This is a genomic window from Streptomyces viridochromogenes DSM 40736 (genome assembly GCF_000158955.1).
Classification (GTDB): domain Bacteria; phylum Actinomycetota; class Actinomycetes; order Streptomycetales; family Streptomycetaceae; genus Streptomyces; species Streptomyces venetus.
Window position 1 is genome coordinate 4551652 of record NZ_GG657757.1, and the last position, 20144, is coordinate 4571795.

19 protein-coding genes and 2 pseudogenes are annotated in these 20144 nt (G+C 73.4%); 13 read left to right on the plus strand and 8 right to left on the minus strand.

Translation table 11 applies throughout. The features are described from left to right. Positions 1-88 precede the first annotated feature (88 nt). The 6 genes from SSQG_RS20005 to SSQG_RS20030 all read left to right on the plus strand — a co-directional run bounded on the left by SSQG_RS20005 (position 89) and on the right by SSQG_RS20030 (position 6328). Positions 89-1150 carry a hypothetical protein gene (locus SSQG_RS20005; protein WP_003991632.1) on the plus strand — a complete coding sequence of 354 codons (1062 nt, stop codon included), beginning with the start codon at positions 89-91 and terminating at the stop codon, positions 1148-1150. 124 nt (positions 1151-1274) lie between these two features. After that, the gene (locus SSQG_RS20010) at positions 1275-1610 is read left to right on the plus strand and encodes a hypothetical protein (RefSeq protein ID WP_244299181.1); all 336 of its coding nucleotides are present in this window, start codon (positions 1275-1277) and stop codon (positions 1608-1610) included. 3 nt (positions 1611-1613) lie between these two features. Beyond that, positions 1614-4142, plus strand: a complete 2529-nt coding sequence (locus SSQG_RS20015; protein ID WP_003991634.1) for a caspase family protein — start codon at positions 1614-1616, stop codon at positions 4140-4142. Continuing rightward, positions 4139-5548, plus strand: a complete 1410-nt coding sequence (locus SSQG_RS20020; RefSeq protein ID WP_039933188.1) for an extracellular solute-binding protein — start codon at positions 4139-4141, stop codon at positions 5546-5548. Before SSQG_RS20015 ends, SSQG_RS20020 begins: the two co-directional genes overlap by 4 nt. 97 nt (positions 5549-5645) lie before the next feature. Continuing rightward, positions 5646-6134: a hypothetical protein gene (locus tag SSQG_RS20025; RefSeq protein ID WP_106434186.1), complete on the plus strand. Its 489-nt coding sequence runs from the start codon at positions 5646-5648 to the stop codon at positions 6132-6134. A 44-nt stretch (positions 6135-6178) separates the two neighbouring features. Next, complete coding sequence (locus SSQG_RS20030; RefSeq protein WP_244299183.1) at positions 6179-6328, plus strand: hypothetical protein; 150 nt, start codon at positions 6179-6181, stop codon at positions 6326-6328. A 100-nt stretch (positions 6329-6428) separates the two neighbouring features. Here SSQG_RS20030 and SSQG_RS20035 read toward each other — a convergent pair whose 3' ends face one another. After that, on the minus strand, positions 6429-8429 hold the full coding sequence (locus SSQG_RS20035) for an Ig-like domain-containing protein (protein WP_039933192.1): 2001 nt from the start codon (positions 8427-8429) through the stop codon (positions 6429-6431). Positions 8430-8550: 121 nt separating this feature from the next. After that, complete coding sequence (locus SSQG_RS41845; RefSeq protein ID WP_003991639.1) at positions 8551-8703, minus strand: hypothetical protein; 153 nt, start codon at positions 8701-8703, stop codon at positions 8551-8553. A 128-nt stretch (positions 8704-8831) separates the two neighbouring features. Here SSQG_RS41845 and SSQG_RS20040 point away from each other — a divergent pair, with 128 nt between their 5' ends. Further along, positions 8832-10175: a helix-turn-helix domain-containing protein gene (locus tag SSQG_RS20040; RefSeq protein WP_003991640.1), complete on the plus strand. Its 1344-nt coding sequence runs from the start codon at positions 8832-8834 to the stop codon at positions 10173-10175. Between the two features lie 137 nt (positions 10176-10312). Beyond that, positions 10313-11062, plus strand: coding sequence for a GAF and ANTAR domain-containing protein (locus SSQG_RS20045; RefSeq protein WP_003991641.1), 750 nt, complete (start codon positions 10313-10315; stop codon positions 11060-11062). 7 nt (positions 11063-11069) lie between these two features. On the opposite strand, the gene SSQG_RS20050 is transcribed toward SSQG_RS20045, so the two are convergent. Next, entirely contained in the window at positions 11070-11852 is a 783-nt protein-coding gene (locus SSQG_RS20050; RefSeq protein ID WP_003991642.1) for a hypothetical protein, read from the minus strand. Between the two features lie 347 nt (positions 11853-12199). Between SSQG_RS20050 and thrS the strand changes: the two genes are divergently transcribed. Beyond that, entirely contained in the window at positions 12200-13429 is a 1230-nt protein-coding gene (gene thrS, locus SSQG_RS20055; protein WP_039933194.1) for a threonine--tRNA ligase, read from the plus strand. 66 nt (positions 13430-13495) lie between these two features. On the opposite strand, the pseudogene SSQG_RS39340 reads toward thrS, so the two are convergent. Beyond that, a pseudogene (locus SSQG_RS39340) lies at positions 13496-13871 on the minus strand (pyridoxamine 5'-phosphate oxidase family protein); the annotation flags it as partial. 37 nt (positions 13872-13908) lie between these two features. After that, positions 13909-14838, minus strand: coding sequence for an RNA polymerase sigma factor SigJ (gene sigJ / locus SSQG_RS20060; protein ID WP_003991645.1), 930 nt, complete (start codon positions 14836-14838; stop codon positions 13909-13911). Between the two features lie 161 nt (positions 14839-14999). Here sigJ and SSQG_RS20065 point away from each other — a divergent pair, with 161 nt between their 5' ends. Continuing rightward, positions 15000-15539: a YceI family protein gene (locus tag SSQG_RS20065; RefSeq protein ID WP_003991646.1), complete on the plus strand. Its 540-nt coding sequence runs from the start codon at positions 15000-15002 to the stop codon at positions 15537-15539. A 68-nt stretch (positions 15540-15607) separates the two neighbouring features. Beyond that, entirely contained in the window at positions 15608-16564 is a 957-nt protein-coding gene (locus tag SSQG_RS20070; protein ID WP_003991647.1) for a nucleoside hydrolase, read from the plus strand. 150 nt (positions 16565-16714) lie between these two features. Here the strand turns inward: SSQG_RS20070 and SSQG_RS20075 are convergent. Further along, a pseudogene (locus tag SSQG_RS20075) lies at positions 16715-17666 on the minus strand (LAETG motif-containing sortase-dependent surface protein). Positions 17667-17981: 315 nt separating this feature from the next. Between SSQG_RS20075 and SSQG_RS41425 the strand changes: the two are divergent. Together SSQG_RS41425 and SSQG_RS20080 are read left to right on the plus strand one after the other, a co-directional pair. Further along, positions 17982-18152, plus strand: coding sequence for a hypothetical protein (locus SSQG_RS41425; protein ID WP_158681065.1), 171 nt, complete (start codon positions 17982-17984; stop codon positions 18150-18152). A 145-nt stretch (positions 18153-18297) separates the two neighbouring features. Then, positions 18298-19068, plus strand: coding sequence for a carboxypeptidase regulatory-like domain-containing protein (locus tag SSQG_RS20080; protein WP_338117279.1), 771 nt, complete (start codon positions 18298-18300; stop codon positions 19066-19068). 199 nt (positions 19069-19267) lie between these two features. Here the strand turns inward: SSQG_RS20080 and SSQG_RS20085 are convergent, their stop codons facing one another. Next, on the minus strand, positions 19268-19756 hold the full coding sequence (locus SSQG_RS20085; RefSeq protein WP_003991651.1) for a hypothetical protein: 489 nt from the start codon (positions 19754-19756) through the stop codon (positions 19268-19270). Further along, the gene (locus SSQG_RS20090) at positions 19753-20127 is read right to left on the minus strand and encodes a DUF6479 family protein (protein ID WP_039933196.1); all 375 of its coding nucleotides are present in this window, start codon (positions 20125-20127) and stop codon (positions 19753-19755) included. Before SSQG_RS20090 ends, SSQG_RS20085 begins: the two co-directional genes overlap by 4 nt. Positions 20128-20144 lie beyond the last annotated feature (17 nt).

Below are 20144 nucleotides of genomic sequence, written 5' to 3' on the forward strand. Positions count from 1 at the left end.
AGGCGGACGTTTACGGTCCTGAGACCCCCCTTCGCAGCCGCAGCGGTTACGGTGCTGCCGTACGTGATCGACAGGGGGAGGGGACGAGATGCCCGGAACCGTGCTGCTGCTGGCGGCCTCGCCGGTGGGCAAGGGGCGCCTGGTGGACGCCGCCTCCGTGCTGCCCGTCCTGGCCGCGGTCCCACCCTCCGTGCTGTCCGGTACGGACACCGCGAACGTCGTCGAACTCGCCGACCCGCTGGAACCGCAGGCCGTCCTCACCCGGCTGCGCGCCGCCGCCGCGTCCCCCGGCCCGCTCACCGTGTTCGTCACGGGCCAGCTCGTGCTCGACCGCCGCCAGCGCCTGCCGCACCTCGCGCTGGCCCGCACCACCGCGTCCACCGCCCGCTACACGGCGTTCCCCTGGCACTGGTTCCGGGACGAACTGCGGCTCAGGCCGGCCGGGGCGACGACCCTCCTGCTCGACCTGCACGCGGACGCCGAGACCTGGGAGCTGCTGCGGAGCACACCGCTGGACTCGGGCCGCGGCAACGCCGTGCACGGCCGTATCGCGCCGCCGCCGTCCAGACGCGCGGTCGGGACGCCCGCGTACATGAAGGCCGTCGCGACGATCCTGCGCAGCGGGGCCCGGCCGTCGGCGGAGCGGCTGCACCAGCAGGCGCTGACCCGGATCGCGGCGGAGAACGCGGGCGCGGACATCGTGATCAGCACACCGGGCCCGTCGGCCGGTGATCCGCACGCCGCCATCACCGCCGCCGTCCAGTCCGGCCGCCACTCCGACGCCGACGCGCTCGCCGCCCGCAATGAGCAGGCGGCCGTCGCCGCCCACGGGCCCGCCTCGGAGGAGGCCCTGCACTGGGCCGAGGTCCGGGCGGACCTGGCGATGTTCGCCGGGGACGCGGCCCGCAGCTGCCACACCTGGCTGACGGTGGCCACCGTGCGGCTGAACGCCGGGCAGGCACCCGACGCGCCCGCAGTCGAGGCCGCCGTGGACCGGGCCCACCACCAGTGGGGCCAGGTCCGCGACACCGCCAGCGCCCGCGATCTGGGCGCCGCGCTCGCCGAGTTGCGGGGCCGCGTGCCCGGGCGGCGCGAGGGGGCACTGGACCATGTGCAGCGGCAGTTGCGGCAGTTGCAGACGCAGGGCTGAGCACTCCCGCGCCGTGTGCGTCGGGCGTGACGGGGGTGTGGAATCGCTTTCGCGGTTCGCGTCACGGGTCTGCCGCCGAGCCTGACCCGGTGTCATGATGTCGGACATGACAGAGGGGGACCAAGTGGCTGTCTTAGGCGTACGCGTCCGGCTGGGCGCCGGCGCGACCGTGGACGACGTCAGAGCTCTGAAGACGTGGCTGGAGCGGGAAGAACCGCTGGAGAGACTGCGCTCCGAAGAGGTCCTGAGCATCGAGGAGCGGACCAGCACGGACGCCGCCCGGGGACGGCTGGGGCCCGACCTCGAACTCGTCCTCAAAGTGCTCGGTGACGTCGTCACCGTCGCGGCCCTGACCGAGTACACCGCACGCGCGGTGAAGACCTGGACGAACAACCGCCGCAGGCTCCAGGGCGGCGATCCCGATCCACAGATCCGCCCGCTGGAACCCGACGGGGAGTAGGCCGTGGGCCGCTTCGACCCGCGTCGCAAGGTGAACCGGGCGCTGCTGGTCGGTGTGTCCGAGTACGACCACACGGCACCGGATCCCCAGGGGGTGGCCTGCCAGCTCCCCGCCGTGCGGCACAACCGGAGGGCACTCGAGGACGCGCTCAGCGGTGGCGGTGTGTTCGGCGAGGGCGAGGTGAGGGCCCTGCCCTCGCCCACCCCGGACCAGTTCACGAGCGCGCTGCGCCGCGCCTGCCGTGAGACCAGGGGTCTGCTGCTGCTCTACTTCGCCGGGCACGCCGTCACCTCCACGTCCGGCAACGAGCTGCACCTCCAGATGCGCACGGCGAGGGTGCTCACCGGGAACGGGCTGCCCGGTTCGGTGAGTTTCACCCAGGTGCTGGGCGAACTGGCCGACAGCCGTGCCGAGCAGGTGGTGGTGATCCTCGACTGCTGCTACGCGGGCAACGCCGCGGGAATCTGGCACCGCTTCGACGATCCGAAGCGGAAGAAGCACAAGATCCTGCTGCTGATGAGCGTGCAGCCCAACCGCTGCATCCTGGGCGGGGACGCCGACGAGGCCACGCCGTTCACCCGTGAGCTCGCGCGCGTCCTCGACCAGGGCGGGGAGGTGTCGCTCTCCGAGCTGTACGCCGCGGTGAAGAAGCGGATGGCCGACGCGCGGTACAAGGCGGAGGACGACGACCCGCAGCGGCCCCAGGCACTCGCGCCCCCCTGGGACCCGGACGCGGACGTGCTGCTCGCGGCCGGACCCGTGCCGCCGCCCCCGCTCCCGCCCCCGGCCGGCCTCTCCTGGCTCCGGCGGCTGCTCGCCCGCGCCCGGCCTGCCGTCGGTGGCCTGTTCGGCCGCACCGTCCTGGCGCTGCTGCTGGCGTTCCTCGCCATCGGCGCCGCCGGCTACGGGATCCTGGAGTGGACCGGGAACTCCGGCCCCTGCCGCCCGGTGGAGCTGCGGGTCCTCACCGACCCGGACCTGGAGCCGGCGATGCGGGCGGCGGCGGACGCCTACCTCGCCTCCGGTGACAACACCACCGAGGACGGCTGCCGGCGCAGTGGCATCACCGTCTACAGCGCGGGCGCCGCCGGCGTGGTGAACGCGCTGGGCGGGCGCACCGACCCCTGGCAGCGGCCCCGCGAGGACGACAACCCGCAGCGGGACATCGGCCCGCAGCCGGACGTGTGGATCCCCGCCACCCGCGCGGACGCCCGCCGGGCCACCGCCCTCCAGGGGGACCACGACCGGGTCTTCGCCCGGCTGGAGGCGGACGCCGAGCCGCTCGCCTACTCGCCGGTCGTGCTGGCCGTCCCCCCTGCCCTCGCCGACTCCGGCACGTCCGGAGGGCGGTCGCTGCCGGAGCTCGTCGACGCCCTGGAGACCGTCGACCGCAAGGCCCGGGTGCGCCGCCCCGACCCGGGGTTCACCGGTGCGGCACTGCTGGCGACGGTGGGCCTGTACGGCGGCGGGGCCGACGCGCGGAGCGCCGAGCGGGGCATCTCCCGGCCCGTGCGGCCCGACTCCTCGGCGCTCCGGCTGCTGTGCACGCTGCCCGACGACGACACCGTGGACGACCACAGCGCGGCCCTGGTCCCGGAGTTCCTGCTCCGGAGCGGCATCGGCTGCCACCGGGCCACGCGCGCCGAGCGCACCGCCGTCTACCCCGACGACGTCCCCGGCCTGGAACCGACGTTCGTCCGGGTGCGCTGGGAGGACGGCGACCGGGACGAGAAGGCGCGGGACGAGGAGGTGAACCGGTTCCGTGACTGGCTGACCGGCGAGGACGGCCGGACGGTCCTCGGCGAGCAGGGGTTCCGGTCCGCGACGGGACAACGCGGTCTGCTCGACCCCGAGTCGGCCCGCTGGGGCATGACCGAGTCGGTCGCCGCGACGGACCCCGCCGACCCGGCGGAGCTGGACTCGGCACTGGAGCGGTACGGCAACGCGCACGGCCCCGGCCGGGTCCTGTTCCTCCTCGACAGCTCCGGCTCGATGGCCCGCCTGTGGGACGGCTCCAGCGGCGGCCCCGGCATCCTGAAGCAGACCCTGACCGGGCTCGGCGGGGAGGACGAGTACGGGGTGTGGGCGGTGCACGGCCTGGGGGACGGCGGCGGTACGCACACCGAACTGCTCGGCTTCGGCACGCACGCCCGCAAGGACGCCGAGCGCGCCCTCGACACCGCGAAGGTCCGGGACGCCGAGGCCGATCCGCCCGCCGCCCTGCTCGACGCCCTGGACTTCATGCGGGAGCGCGGCGGCGACGACGAGCGCCCGCAGCTGATCGTGTACCTGACCGACGGCGAGGACGACGGCCGCCTGAGCGGGGACCGCCGGCAGCAGGTGGCCGACCGGGCCCGGGCCGCGGGCGTGCCCGTCGCCATGGTGACCCTGAAGAGCGGGGCCTGCGACCGTGACCGCCCCGCGACCCAGATCGCGGAGGCCGGCCGGGGCCGGTGCCTCGACCCCGGTGACGACCTCGTGCCCGGCCTGCGCGACGAGGTGGCCCACACCGGAACGGGGGAGGACCGATGACCCGCCGCCTGCCGACCGTCGTGCTCGCGCTGCTGTCCCTGCTGGCGCTCGCCGCCTGCACCGGCGGCGAGGCGCAGCAGCCGACGCCGGGCGCCGACACCTCGTCCCGGATCGTGGTGGCCAGCGGCCAGGACGTCACCGGCAAGAACGGCATCCGCCAGCAGCTCATCGACGCCTGGAACGCGCGGGAGGGCAAGCAGGGCTACCGGGCCCGTCTGGTGGAGCTGCCCGGCTCGGCCGACCAGCAGCGCAGCCAGCTGCTCGGCGCCCTGCAGTCCGGCAGCGCCGAGTACGACGTGGTGAACCTGGACGTGACCTGGATCCCGGAGTTCGCCGACGCCGGCCTGATCCGCCCGCTGACCGACACGGCCGTCACCTCGCCCGGGGACATCATCCCGTCGGTGGACAGCACGTCGTACTGGGACGGCGAGCGGTACGCGGTCCCGTTCAACAGCGACGCGGGCCTGCTGTACTACCGCAAGGACCACCTGCTCAAGGCCGGCGCCTCCCGGACCGACCTCGGCGACGGGCTCACCTGGGACGAGCTGCGGGAACTGTTCGACGCCGTCGGCAGCGCCCACCTCGACGGCCAGGAGGCGGACTGGACCACCCAGCTCGCCGCGTACGAGGGCCGCACCGTCAACGCGATCGAGGCGTTCGCCTCCGCCGTACCCGACTTCCGCCTGACCGACGACGACGGCGGGTACGCCGCGACGCGGGAGCAGTTGACGGCGGGCGTGACGGAACTGCGCGCGCGCACCGCGCGGTCGTACACCCTCGACGAGGCCCTGGAGTCGCGGGAGGCCGAGTCGCTCAGCGCCTTCGCGGAGGGCCGCACCACCTTCCTGCGGCACTGGCCGTACGTCTACCCGGCCCTGTACGAGACCTTCAAGGACAAGCTCGGTGTGACCCGGCTGCCCGGCAAGACCGTGCTCGGCGGGCAGAACCTGGCCGTCACCTCGTCCGCGTCCGGGCAGCGGGCCGCCAAGGCGGCCGAACTCATCGCGTTCCTCACCGACCCGGACAGCGAACGCTGCCTGCTGCGCGCCGGGTTCGCCGCGACCCGCACCTCCGCCTACCAGGAGCCCGGGTCCGCCCCCGCGTGCCGGCACGCCCCCGCCTACGCGGAGACGCCCTCGGCGTCCCCCACCGGCGAGAGCACGCTCCGGACGCCGCCCGACCGGTTCCCCGACGGCACCAGCTACTCCCGCGACATCCTGCTCCCGGCCCTGTGCGAGGCCGTGCACCGCCCCCGCACTCCCCGCTACGGCGCGGTGACCCACACCCTCATCACCGAACTGGACGCCCTGTACGGGCCGCCGAGCGGGCCGGGCGGGAGCCGGCCGGGCGACGCGGAGGTCGCGAAAAGCCTTGACGAGGCTTTGAGCAGGGTTTTGCCAGGTTGAATTCCCTCCTCGTGATGTTCACAGTTTCTCCATTGCGTAGGTATGTCGCCGTGGGTAGCCTCAATTTCGCACTGACCATGCAATGAGAAAAACGGGGATGGACTTCGTGAGTATACGAAGCAAGGGAATTTCTGCTGCCGTCACTCTCGCCATGACCGGCGCGCTGTGCGGCGTCGGGGCGCAGGCGGCGAGCGCGGCTGAGGCCCAGCCGGAGGTGCGCGCGGGGGCGGACGAGATCTGCGCGGTCCTCGGGATCGGCAGCGGCGCGGCGGGCCTCAGCAAGGCCCTGGCCAAGGGCGCCTCGTGGGTCGGCATCGGCGCCAGCATCGGGTGCTACGCCTACACGAAGGCCAAGGAGGCCACGCCCGCCGAGAAGCGCGCCGCCATGATCAAGTCCTACAAGAAGTACCAGGCCATGAGCGACATCAAGAAGCTCGACGCGCTCGGCTACTACTGCCGGAAGAAGGAGAGCGGCGGTGGCGGCGGAACCGATGTCGCCCCCGCCGGCAACCCGACGGTCATGGTGGGCTGGCGCGACATCAAGATGAAGGGCGTGACGTACAAGTGCACGGCCAACAGGGACTGACCGGCCGCCGCGGACCGGGCCACGGAGAGCGTCTCCTGTTCTCTGTGGCGCTGGTCGTGGTGAGCCTGCTGTGGATCACGCAGGACATGGAGACGTGGGCGACCGTGCTGTGCGGCGTCGGTGCGGCGGTAGGGGCGCTGGGCGTTTTCTATTTCGGCTGGCGTTATATTCGCGCCCGCGGGAATTCACGCTGACTGAATTCTTGAGTCGCTTCTTTTCGGTGCGTCTCCCACGCCCGTCCGGCCGCCGCGTCATCAATACCGCGGCGCCGGCCGGGCGTGTGCCGTTCCTGCGTCAGCGCGTGAAGACGAAGTACTTCCACGACCCGTAGGTCGTCGTGTTCACGTTGTCGCCCGACTTCGTGTCGATGTACGACGAGCGGATGCGGAAACGCGGACCGATCGGCGGCGTGCCGTCGAGCGCAGCCGCGTCCTTGCCGTAGCGGTCGAGGGCGAAGTACTCCGTGGCCGTGGTGCGCCACGCGCCGTCGGCGTAACGCTGGACCTGAAGCTGGTACTTGCGGCCCGGGTACATCGACATCGTCGTGTTCTGGACCGGGTCCTTGGACTGGTGGAAGTAGGCGTACTTCTGGTTCCAGGCGGTCGCCGTCCTGTAGGCGCCGCTCAGCGACGTCGAGATCTTGACCTTGGTGTGGACCGAGGTGGTGACCGTCTTCGCGGCGTACCGCGTGTCGCCCGTGAACTTCGCGGTGACCTTCGCGTCCCGGGTCAGGTGGAGCGTCGCCGACAGGTTGCCGTCCGCGTTCACCGTGCCCTTCTTGACCAGCGCGTTCGGCTTGTCGGGGCCGTACGGGTCGGCCCAGATCTCGACCGTGCGGTTCTTGTACGTCGTGCCGAGGTGCGCGGTGAAGGTGACGTCACGGCCGTAGTCGTACACCTTGCCGTCGTTGTTCAGCGTCAGCGCTGTCGTGGTCTTCGCGACGGTGAGCGCGTGGGTGGCGGTGGCGCCCGCGTGGTCACCGTCGCCCGCGTACGTGACCGTGTAGGTCACCTTGCCGCCGGCCGGCGGGGTGTCCGTGAAGGAGTACGAGCCGTCGGCGGCGACCGTGGCCGTGCCGAGGGCCTTGCCGGACGGGGACTCGTCGTCGGTGCGGGTGACGTCGACCTTCGTGCCCGCGGGGAACGCCGCCGACGAGGAGAGCGTGCCCGTGAGCGTGAGGGGCTTGGCACGGGTGGCCGAGGCGGCGGCGTTCACCGTGAGGGTGGTGGACGCCTTCGTCGGAGCGTCGAGGACGCGCAGCGAGTAGACGTCGCCGTCGTTCTCCGATATCGCGAACAGCCTGCTCCCGTCCGGCGCCCAGGCGAGGCCCGCCGGAGCGAGGGTGTCGGCGCCGCTGCTGTTGCCGGTGTTGGGGAAGTCGTACTGCCTGAGCGGCAGGGAGACGCCCGGCTTGAAGACGTGCACGTCCGGGTCGTACCAGGAGAACGTGCCCGCCGCGACGTCGCCGTTCGGGGCGATGTCCACCGCGTTCGGGTACGTGTTGGTGACGTACTTGCCGTCCGCGGACAGGTCCGGGAGCTTGTACACCGCCTGGTAGTACGGGGCGCCGCTGGCCGTCACCACGTCCTTGCCGTCCGGTGTGACCGCGAGGTCCTGGAGGTTGCCGCCGCCGGTGCTGCCCGGGTCGAAGGCGTAGGCCGTACGGCTCGCCGTGCCGGACGAGACGTCGTACACGGCGAGTACGACCGGGCTCTGGCCCGGCGCGCCCGCGACGAGCGTGCCCGCGGCGCCCGGGGAGGCGTCCAGGATCGGGGCGTCGTAGAAGGTGCGGCCGGTGTCCTGGTTCAGGGTGAGGCCCGGGTCGGCGGCGCTCGGGTCGAGCGAGCCGATGTTGCCGTTGCCGGAGGCGCCGTAGCTGAACCAGAGCTTGCCGCCGGCGAGGGCCACGTACGCGGGGCCCGCGCCCGCGCCGGTGGAGAAGCGGCGGGACTCGGTCGCGGTCGCCGTGTCGATCGCGACGACCGCGTCGGCGTCGTGCACGGCCGCGTAGAGCGTGCCCGAGTCGGGCGACAGCTCCAGGCCGTGGACGCCGGGCAGCGAGCCCACGGTGGAGACGACCTTGCCCGCGTAGTCGGTGACGACGACCTGCCCGGCCGTCGGGTCGCTGATGAAGACGCGCTGGTGGACCCCGTCGACGACCATGTCACCCGTCGACTTCAGGGGCAGGAGCGCGCTGGAGTCGGCCGCCGCCGAGCCGGCGCCCGCCGCGACGAGCGTGACCGAGCTGAAGAGGACCGCGAGCGCTGTCGCGGCCGTGAGAGTGCGTCTGCGCACGGTTGTTTCGAACCCCCCGGAACGAAAAGAAGTGATCAGCCTGCGCAGGCTACGGCACACCACTGACACATGCGTGAAACGGGGAGTAAGACACCGGTGTGAACGGACCGGGCCGGTCGGCTCAGCGGGAGTCCGCGACGGTCTGCCGGCCCTGCTGCGGCTGCTCGGCTCTCGCCGGCCCCGCGTTGGCCGCCAGCAGCAGTGTCGCGACGGCGACGACGGCGGCGGTGAAGCCTCTGGCGTACCGCTCGGCGGTGCGTGTGCGTTCGAGCACGGCGACCTCGCAACTGGGGGCGGCGACTACGGCGGCGGGTATTAAGCGAGTTCAACAATCCGGCTTAACACTCCGTTTAACCTAGGGGCCGTTCAGGGCGAACGGCAAGAGGGGCAGGGGGAGTCGGCGTGGGGGAGCGTGACGATCCGGGGGTCATCGGACGCCGGGTGCAGCGGTTGCGTGTCGAACGGGGACTGACGCAACGGCAGTTGGCGGAACCTGTGTACACACCGGCCTACATCTCCACCCTGGAGTCGGGCCGGGTGCGGCCCTCCGACGACGCCCTGCGGCATCTCGCCGGCCGGCTCGGCGTGGCCTTCGACGAGCTCGCCACCGGCCGGTCGGCCCGGCTCGTCACCGAGCTGCGGCTGCGGCTGACCGAGGCCCAGCGGACCCTGGCCGTCGGCGAGACCGAGGCGGCGGCGGAGCAGTACGCCGGGCTGCTCGACGAGGCCGGGACGCACGGGCTGCCCGCGGAACAGGCCGCCGCGCTGCTCGGGCTCGGCGAGTGCGCCCTGGAGACGGGCGAGCTCGTGACCGGCCGGCAGTACTTCGAACGGGCCGAGTCCTGCCTGGCCGGCGCCCCCCTGCCCACCCGCGTCCCGGCCCTGCGCGGCCGGGCCGTCGCGCACTACCTCGCCGGTGAGCTCCGGTACGCCGTCTACCTTCTGGAGTCCACCCTCGACGAGCTGAACCGGGGTGGCCTGCACGACCCCGACGCCCTGCTGCTGCTCTACGCCAGCGCCATCGGGCCGTACATGGACATGGGCGCGCACGCCCGCGCCGCCCAGGCCGCCGAGTTCGCCCTCGCGCTCGCCCCGCAGTCCGGCGACCCGGCCCTGGTCGCGCGCATGCACCGCTCGGTGGCCCGCACCCTGGTCGCAGAGGGCCGCCTCGCCGAGGCCGACGCCTCGCTGGCCAAGGCCGCCGAGCTGTACCGCGGCCTGCAGATCCGCACCGAACTCGCCAACTGCCACTGGATGCGCGGCTACGTCTACGCCCAGGACGGCCAACTGGAGCGCGCGGAAGCCGAGTTGCGGGAGGCCCTCGGCATGCTGTCGGCCAAGCGCGCCGCCCTCTACAGCAGCCAGGTCGCCGTCGAACTCGCCGATGTGCTGCACCGGCGCGGCAAGTCCGACGAGGCGTCGGCCCTGCTGCACGGGGTGCTCGACGACCTGTCCCCCGAGCGCGGTGCCGTCCACTCCGCCGCCGCGCACCGGCTGCTCGGCATCATCGCCGAGGACGCCCGCCGGACCGAGGAGGCCGAGGAGCACTACGTCCGTGCCCTGAGCCTGCTGGAGCGGGCGGGCGCGGCCGGTGACCTGGCCGACCTGTGCCGGCTGCTGGGCGACCTGCTGCGGCGCACCGGGCGGGTGGAGGCGGCCCTGGACGCCTACCGGACCGGTCTCGGCCACCGTACGGCTCCCGGCACGACCACCCTGGGGCCCGCGCCCGCCCAGCCTCCGCTCTGACCGCTCCCGCCCCCTCCGGCACCGGGCCGCGGCGACGGCCAGCCGCGCGGGTTTCGCCTCACCGACGGCGGGTAGTCGACGTCGACCACGGATCCAGGCGAAGCGGGCGAAGGAGGCGGTGGTCGTGCGGTCCAGGGATGAACCCGCGGGGCGCCTCCGGGGGCGACCCGGACCGGGACCCGCACGGGTTCGGTGCCGCCGACGCGATCGCCAGAGGGGTGCAGGGCTCCGAGCCCGGCGAAGTGCCCGGGCGGCTGTGCGAGGTCGCCGTCGAACTGCTGCCGGTGAGCGGCGCGAGCGTGTCGCTGCGCAGCGACGGCATGCCCGTCCAGCTGAGCGCGAGCAGCGCGCGGGCCGCGCACCTGGCACAGATCCAGGCGACGCTGGGCGACGGCCCCTGCCAGAGCGCGCTGGAGGACGGGGCGCCGGTGCTCGCCTGCGATCTGACGAGCTCCCGCGACGCCGCCCGCTGGCCGGTCTTCGCCGAGGAGGCGACCGCCGCCGGGGTGCGGGCGGTGTACGCACTGCCGCTGGGCAGCGACGGGCTGTGCGTGGGCACCCTCGACCTGTACCGCGACAGCCCCGGCGGGCTCACCGAGCGCCAGTTGCACGTGGCCCGGCTGGTGGCCGGTGTCATGACGGGGGCCCTGATGTCGCTGCCGCGCGGTGACGAGGTGGAGTCGCCCGACGGGGAGGCCTGGCTGAGCGGGCTGGCCGCCGACCAGGACAAGATCTACCAGGCCGTCGGCATGATCATGGCGCAGCTCGGCGTGGGCTCCGAGGACGCGCTGGCGCGGCTGCGGGCGGACGCCTTCGCGCGCGGATGCACGGCCCTGGAGGTGGCACACGAGGTGGTCACACTCCGGAGGCGCTTCGAGCGGGAGTAGCGGCCGGTCAGATCTGCGCCCGCCCCTGCTTCCTGATCTCGGTGAGGCGCTCCGCCCCGACCCGCACCGCGTGCTGTGTGACCTCCGCGTACACCTCGTCGAGGCCGGCGTTGGTGAGGGTGATCGCCTCCGCGCCGACGCGTACGGCGGCGACATCGACGGTGAGGTACGTCAGCTCCCCCTTCTCGGTCTCGCCGGCCAGGGTGATCCGCAGCGCCTGGCGGGCGTCCCCGATGGGCGGCAGGGGCATGTCGGTGACCTCGACGCCCTGGGCCCGGCCACGGGTGGTCGCGGCCGTGAACTGGCCGCACCTGCGGGGCAGCGACTTCAGCCAGGCCAGGGTGCGGTCGACGTCCGCCGGGGAGTGGGGGGCGATCTCGTAGCGCAGCTGGGTGTCGGTGCCGGCGGCGTCGAGCGCGGACGTCGCGCGCGGGCCGGCCGGGGCGCCGAAGAACTCCTCCGTGTAGAGGGCGTCGAGCAGCCGCTGGCAGTCGGGACGCTCCGTGGTCCCCTTGAGCAGCCCGTCCCGCCAGGTCTTGGCACCTCGGGTCGGCACCCACGGCTCCCCCAGATCGGCCTCGGTGACCAGGGCCGCCTGCGCCTGAAGCTGGGTGAGCCCGGCCCCGGAGCCCTGGGGGCGCTCACCGGCGGGCGCCGCGGCGGTGGCGGAGGCGGAGAACCACCGGGGGCGCGGGCCGTCCTGGACAGCACAGGCGGCCGTGGACAACAGGGCGGTCACGGACAGCCCGGAGGCCAGGAGGGCACGGGCGGTGGCCGGAGGACGGTTCATCTGGGGTGCCTCCTGAGGGGCGGCCCGGTGGGAGCGGGCACTCCAAGATCGGGTACGTGCTCTTACGGCACCACCACGACGGGCGGCACACCAGTGCGACGGGCTGTTCGGGTGAGGCGGGGGCGGGCAGCGCGAGCACGGGGGAAAACCCGTCGCCCCGCACGCGGCACCCCTGTTACGGTCCCGCCCATGCAGCGCGTCCAGCCGTTCCCGTCCCTCACGACGACGCCGGAGAGTGTCCCGGCGCGCTGACAGCTGATGTCCGAAGCCCCGGGGCGAGTGCCCCGGGGCTTCGTCGCGTGGTGCTCGCCTGCGAACCGTGAACCGTGCATCCGGAGGAGCCCACCATGACCACCCAGCCCGACCACCGCAGGCTCGGCCGTGAACTCGACCTGTTCGACACCGACCCGCTGATGGGCGCGGGACTGCCGTACTGGCTGCCCGACGGCGCGATCGTGCGGCACACCCTGGAGGAGTACGTCCGGGAGGCGGAACGGCGGGCCGGCTACCGGCACGTGTACTCGCCCGTCCTCGGCAAACGCGAGCTGTACGAGATCTCCGGGCACTGGGACCACTACAGCGAGGACATGTTCCCGCCGATGGAGCTGGGCGCCGAACAGGTCCTGCTGCGCCCCAGCCTCTGTCCCCACCACGCCCTGATCTACCGTTCCCGCTCCCACAGCTACCGCGAACTACCGCTCCGCATGGCCGAGTTGGGCGGCATGTACCGCTCGGAGCTGTCGGGCGTGCTCGGTGGGCTGACCCGGGTGCGGGCCATCACCCTCAACGACGCGCACATCTTCTGCACCCTGGAACAGGCCGTGGAGGAGGCGCGTTCCGCGCTGGAGCTGATCGGCCGCGCCTACGCGGACCTGGGCATCCGACCGGCCCGCTACCGGCTGTCCCTCCCCGGCGAGGGCGGCAAGTACGTGGCCGACCCGGAGCTGTGGCGGCGGGCCACCGCCCTCCTCCGGGAGGTCCTCGACGGCTCCGGCATCCGCTACGAGGCCGCCGAGGGCGAGGCGGCCTTCTACGGCCCGAAGATCGACGTGCAGATCACCGACCCGGCGGGCCGGGAGGCCACCCTGTCCACCGTGCAGATCGACTTCCACCAGCCCGAACGCTTCGACCTGCACTACATCGGCCCGGACGGGGCGAAACACCGCCCCGTCATGGTGCACCGCAGCATCATCGGCAGCGTGGAACGCGCGGTCGCGCACCTCGTCGAGTCCCACGGCGGTGCCTTCCCGCCGTGGCTGGCCCCGGTGCAGCTGGCGATCCTGCCGGTGGCGGACGAGCAGGCGGAGCACGCCCACGAGCTGGCCCGCCGCGCCCGGGACCTGGGCCTGCGCGCGGAGGTCGCGGACCCGGCGGAGGGCACCCTCGCCGCCCGGATCCGCGCGGCCCGGCTGGTGCCGTACCAGGCGGTGATCGGCGCGCGTGAGGCCGCCGCCGGCCTCGTGGCGGTACGGCTGCGGGACGGTCACCGGCCGGAGCCTCTCCCGGCCGCCGAACTGTTGCGGCGTGTCGGGGACCGGGTGGCGGCCCGCGGCACCGGCCTGTGGGACCCGTCGTAGGAGGCGTTCAGAACGCCCAACGCGTGTGGCTGTAGACCCCGTTCTCGTACGCCGTGGATCACCTCCTTCCAGCAGGGACGGGTCGGTGACCGGCTCGGCCCTGCCCTCGACCACGAGGTCGAGGCCCTCGGTGAGGGAGTTCGCGCCGGTGGTCAGCGCGCAGTGCGCGTGACGGGCGAGGTTCTTCGCCTTCTGCTCCTCCCGGCCGGTGGAGAAGTACAGCGCCCCGTCGTGCCAGGCGGCGATGCAGGGCGTGTACGTGCAGCCTGCCGTCGGGCCGCACCGTGGAGACCCAGAAGATCTCGGCGGTGGCCAGCCGGCGCTGTGCCTCGGCCCACTCGGTGGCGGTGACGTCCGCGGCGCCCGGGCGGGGGTTGAGCGCGGAGCTGTAGCGGGCGTCGAGTTCGGTGGCGGGTTGTTTCGTGGTTCCTTGTGCCGGCATGGCGGGCTCCTTGTCTCCGTGCGTGTCGGTCCGTGGGTCAGTCCGTCCTCCAGGGCCGGAGCTTGTCGGGGTTGAGTACGGCCCAGATGTGCTGGATCCGGTCGCCCGCGATGTCGAACGCCAGCACCGACACGGTGACGCCGTCCAGCTCGGCGACCAGGCCGGGCCGGCCGTTGACCTCGCGTTCCAGGAGCGTGACGCCGGGCAGCGCCCGGGCCCGGTCGGCGAGGAAGCGGGCGATCGGCTCGGCGCCCTCGACCGGGTGGAGCGCGGCGGGGACGAGGCCGCCGCCGTCGCCGGTCGCCGTGGCGTCGGGGGCCAGCAGGCCGACGAGGCCGTCGATGTCCTTGGCCTCCCAGGCCTGCCGGAAGGCCCGGACGAGATCGGGCCGCCGGGCGGCCGGGGCCGGTGCGGGCGGTGCCGTGCGGATGCGGCGGCGGGCCGAGGACGCCAGCTGGCGGCAGGCGGCCGGGGTGCGGCCGACGATCTCGGCCACTTCCGCGAAGGAGTACCGGAACACGTCGTGCAGGACGAAGGCGACGCGCTCGGCCGGGGTCATCGACTCGAGCACGACGAGGAAGGCCATGGTGAGCGACTCGTCGAGGGTGACGCGGTCGGCGGGATCGGCCGTGTCGGCCGCGGTGGCGTCCCACCGCCCGCCGATCCACTCCGGGCCGCCGGGCAGCGGCTCTGGGACCCATTCGCCCACGTAGCGCTCCCGCCGGGCCCGGGCCGAGCCGAGCAGGTCGAGGCAGATACGGCCGGCGACGGTCGTCAGCCAGCCGCCGGGCGACTCGATCTCGTCCCGCTGCCGCGGGGACAGGGCGTACCAGCGGGCGTAGGTCTCCTGCACGACGTCCTCGGCCTCGGCCAGCGAGCCGAGCAGCCGGTAGGCGAGACCGGTCAGCTGCCGCCGCTCGCGTGTGATCGCGCTCAGCTCGTCTTCCGGCTCGGTCGGTGTGGTCATGGTGCGGATGGCTCCCTCGGTCGCTCGGGTCCTCACCCGTCCGACGAAACAGCGCCCCGAAGTGTCAGGGCGGCACCCCTCACCTCACATTCCTGGGGGCTGTGTCGTCGTACCGCTGAGACCGACATCGGGTTCTGCATCCCCTTCCAGGAGACACCACCATGACCACCACGACCACTCTCGGCGAACTGACCGGCGACTACGTCCTCGACACCGCCCGTACGCGCATCGGCTTCACCGCGCGGGCCGCGCTGATCAGCAAGGTTCACGGGCTGTTCGAGGAGTTCGAGGGCAGTGCGCGTCTGGACGGCGGCAGCCCGTCGAAGTCCGGCGTCCGCCTGACGGTCCGGGCGCGGAGCGTCCAGACCCGCAACCCGAAGCGCGACGACCATCTGCGCGGCGGCGACTTCCTGGACGCGGGCGCCCACCCGGCCCTCACCTTCACCTCGACCCGGGTGGAGCAGGTCGGCGCCACCGGCTTCAAGGTCACCGGTGAGCTGACCGTCCGCGGTGTGACCAGGCCGGTCACCGTGGACTTCGAGCTGACCGGTGCCGGGGACGACCCAGAGGGCGGCTTCCGGGTCGGCTTCACGGGCGGCACGACCATCGACCGCCTGGACTGGGGCGTCAGCGGGGCCCGGGGCATGGTCGGCCGGAAGGTGACGCTGGAGTTCGACGTCACCGCGATACGTCAGCCCTGACCTGGAGCCGGCCCAGGTCGTAGGGTCGCAGGTACGAAGATCGTACGGCCAGTGGAAGGAGCCTCGCCGTGACGGACGGTCAGCGCATCCCGGTGATCATCGACTGCGACACCGGCGTCGACGACGCCCTCGCCCTGCTGTTCGCGGTGCGGCACCCGGCGCTCGACGTACGCGCGATCACCTGCGTCGCCGGGAACACGGACGTGGACGGCGTCGTCCGCAACACCCTGACCGTGCTGGAGGTGGCCGGGGCCGGTGACATTCCCGTCGCCCGGGGCGCCGAGCGGCCGCTGATCGAACCCGTGCGGACCGCCCGGCACGTGCACGGGGAGGACGGCATGGGGGACCTGGGGCTGCCCGCGCCGACCCGGGTGCCGGTCGACGTGGACGCGGTGACGCTGCTGCGCCGCGAAATCCTCGCCTCGCCGAGGCCGGTCACCCTCATCCCCACGGCGCCCCTGACCAACATCGCGCTGCTGCTGCGGACGCACCCCGAGGTGACCCGCAACATCGAGCGGATCGTGTTCATGGGCGGCGCGGTGGCGACCGGAAACGCCACGCCGGTCGCGGAGTTCAACGTGTGGCACGACCCGGAGGCCGCCGCGGTCCTGCTCAGCGCGGGGGTGCCGATCACGATGTACGGCCTGGACGTCTTCAAGAGGGTCCTGGTGCCCGCCGGGGAGGTGCAGCGGCTGCGGACGAGCACGGAACCGAGCCTGCGGTTGGCCGGGGAGCTGCTCGCCCACCGGGATCCGGCGACCTCCGGCGACCCCACCCCCATGGGCGGCCTCGGTGACGCGGGCGCGGTCTGCGCGGTCGTCGACCCCGAGGGCATCACCACCGAGCGCCTGCCGGTCGAGGTCGTCCTCGCCCCCGGGCCCGCCCGCGGCCAGACGATCGTCGACCGCCGCCCCCGCCCCGGCGAGTCCGAGATCCACGAGGGGACGCGCGAACAGCCCCTGGTGGACGTGGCGTTGGACGTGGACGTGGAGCGGTACGTGAACCTGTACCTGAAGACCCTGTAGCCCGCGCGTCCTGGCGCGGACCGGTCGGTCGCGGTGGATGCGCCCAACGGGAGGCCGGCGCCGGCCGGGGGTGGAGGTCGCTCGTCGGCCCGCCCTGCCGCGGTCCCGGTGGGGCGTCGGCAGGGCGGAGGTTCGCGGGAGTGGCCTGGCTCAGGCGCCCGAGGCATTGCCCTTCGCCCGGCGGCGCGTCACGACCACTAGGGCCGCGCCGCCCGCGAGCAGCGCCGCCGCGCCGAGGGCGATCGGGCCGGTGCTGCCGTCGGCGCCGGTCTCGGGCGAGGTCGCCGCCACCGCCGTTCGGCTTGGGGGCGCCGGGCGTCGACTCGGAGGCGGACGGGGTGGGCGCGTCCCCGTCGGAGGACGGCGGCGACGAGGGCTCGGACGGCTCGGACGGCTCGGACGGGGAGGCCGGCGGGGTCGTCTCCCCGGCCGGCTCCGACGGGGTCGCGGGCGGTGTGGCCGGGGGCGGCTCCTCCTCCGCCGGCGGCGGGGTCGTGCAGTTCTTCGTGCCGCCGTTCCAGGCCGCGATCAGCTTGTCCTTGATGACCGGGCGGTCCGGTCCCTTGGGCAGCTCGCCGTGCTCGAACCCGTCCTTCGCGTCCAGCTCGCCGTCGAAGCGCACCGCGCCCCGGTAGAGGTCGATCTGCCCGAAGCAGCCCTTGTCCGGGACGGCGATGTCGAGCGAGTCGGTGCCGCCCGGCTTGACCGTCACCGTGTCGAAGGCGACGAACACCTGCTCGCCGGAGGTCGCGAAGGTCGCGCCGTGCGCGAGGTAGGAGGCGAGGGAGGCCGTGCACGTGGCGGCGTCACCCGCGGTGCGGACCTTGATGTGGACCTTGCCGTCCTCGGTCGGCTTCAGGTTCTGGTCGTCGACCTTCACCGAGTCGTAGAAGTTCGTGCCGTCGAGCGAGAACTGGCAGCGGTCGGTCCCCGTCTCCGTGCCCGCGCCCGTCCCTGGCCGGTAGCTGCCGCCGGACGACCAGCCGTCCCCGCCCGGCGTACCGAGCGCGAACGCGGTGGTGGCGGAGGCGGCGCAGAGGGCGAGGGCCGCGGCGCCCGTCCCCAGCAGGCGGCGCGCGGTGACACGTCTCGCTATGGACATGCAAATCCCATTTCTTGGCGTGTGCCGGAACCCGGGTGACGGCATGCGGGCAGCGCGCGGCGCACGGCTGCGGGCCGCACCGGGGTAAGTGGTGGAAGAAACACTGGGCTCATTGGTCACATGCGCCTCAGTGCGCCCCCATCGTGGCCGCGCCGCATCACCCTGTCAACCTGCGGTGACGCAAAGGAAGTTACTCCGTCATCACACTTTCCTCACAGGAGTAATGGACTACTCCGAATTCGATGCGATGGTTCCTTTTCCCGGCATTCCGGACAGATTCCTTGCTGTCGCCCCGTGCCCTACGAAGGAGACCGCATGACCGATCGTTCCGCCCCCGACCTGTCGTCCCGTAGCCCGACTGGTGGCGGCAGGCCGAACCTGTCCGCCGCGACGGTCCCGCTGCCGCCCGGTGAGGTGCTGCTGAGCAGCGCGCCCCTGGAGGACGGGCGGCTCGGGCCGTACCCGACGGTGTGGCTCGGGGCTTAGCCCGGATCCCGGGCTCGCCCCCACCGGGCGGGCGAGCCCGCCACCCGCCACCCGCACGGCCGAGCAGCAGGCGCCACCTGCGGGAACGCCCCGCGACAATCGCTCCAGAGTGCCCTCGCCGTCCGCACAGGGAGTCCCGCACGCGATGAACGCGATGAACGCGAAGAACCCGATGAGCAGGTCAAGGAAGACAGCAGCCGTCGCGGGGGTCGTCGTGGCGGGGGTGCTCGCGTGGCCCGGACCGTCCGCGGCGGCCGGGGACGGTCAGCTGTGGGGTGCCGCGACCATCGCTCCCGGCCGGGAGGGCATCGTCGAGGTCGCGGGCCGGCAGGGAGCGGCGCCCGGCGCGGGCGCCACCCTGACGCTGAGGGCCCCCAGGGGCACCCGGGTGACGGGCACCCCGCTCGACGCGGCCGGCTACCGCGGCCGGATCGCCACCGGCGGGCGCAGCGGGACGTACACCGTCACCGGCGACGCGGCCGGGCAGCCGTGGCAGGGCCGTACGTTCCCCTTCGTGCTGGCGGTCCCCGCGGACGCCGTGCCGGGCACCCGGCTGCGCGACTGCTTCCTGCGGATCACCGACGCGCAGGGCGCACGGCAGGCCGCCGGCCGCTGCTCCGTCACCGTGGGCCTGGCAGAGCCGACGATGAGCCGCCCGCTGTCCGGCGTACCGCTGGGCGCCCGGCCCCAGATCTCCGGGACGGCGCACCCGGGCGCCCAGGTCACCGTCCGCGACAAGCACGACCACGCGACCTGCGCGACCACCGCGGCCTCCGACGGCACCTGGGCCTGCACCCCCGGCCCGCCCCTCCCGCCCGGCCCCAACCGCCTCCAGGCGGTCGCGTCCCTGAACGGGGTGAGCGCCATGAGCGAGCAGATCGACATCGCGGTGACGGAGACCGCCCCGGGCCGGTAGCACACGGTGCGGTCCACCTGACCCGGACCTCACGTGACGGGCTCACGTGACAGGTCACGGCTTGCGCGGCCACTGCGGCTTTCTTCGGCGCCTGGGCCTGTGCCCCGGTCCGGTCCTGGTGTGCGGTGCGGGCCACATGGGCCCGCCCCTCCCGGCCGGTGGCAATCGCCTCCGGGCGGTCGCCTCGGGTCGTCCCAGGTCAGTACCGCACGGCTCGGGCCACCTGGGATCGGATCTTGCCGGAGAGGTCGTGGGTGCTGTGGGCGGTGGCCGTGGCGGAGTCGCCCGGCTGTACGTGGTCCACGGTGACGATGACCGTGTCGACCAGCCCGCCCCCGGCGTCGGTGAAGTTCACCTGGACGGCGAAGGACCTCTCGGAGTCGTCGGTGTTGTGGGCGGTGACCTCGGCCCGGGCCCGGCCGTCGGAGCCGACGACGGGCGCGGCGACCTTCACGTCGCCCTTGACGTCGACGCCGCCCTGGATGTCGTCGAGCCGGCGTCCGGCCTCCGCCGTGGCCGACTCGACCGCCTCGGAGGCCTGGGAGGCGATCGACCCGACCGCGGACTCCGCCTTGCTGGCCGTGTCCGTGGGGCTGCTGTAGCTGTCGCAGCCGGCGAGCAGGGCGCCCAGGGCGAGCGCCAGCGCCGACCCGCCCGCCGTCCAGCGGGCCCGGCCGCGCGGCCTCATGTGCGTCCAGGGCCGCCGCCGCCGAAGGATCCGCTGGATCCGGGCGACCAACGGCGAGGTTGCTGGTCCTTGCCGGTCCTGGTGCTCGCATGGTGCAGCTCATGGGGCAGGAGCCGCTTGCCGTCGTCCGTCACGACCGGCACGTCGTCGGGCTCCCGCATCTCCCGCGTCTCATGCACCGGACCGCCGTCCGGGAGGTGCGGCTGCTCCTCCGGGTCCGGGTGGTGGGTGTCCTTGTCCATGACCCGCATCCCCACCCGTACGGCCCAGATCAGCGCGCAGGCCACGATCAGGCCGCTGACGAAGGCGATGGTCACGGCGACCGCGTGTTCCGGCGATGCCGCCAGCAGTTCGTACGTAGCCGTTCTCATGCCTCCGATTATCGCCG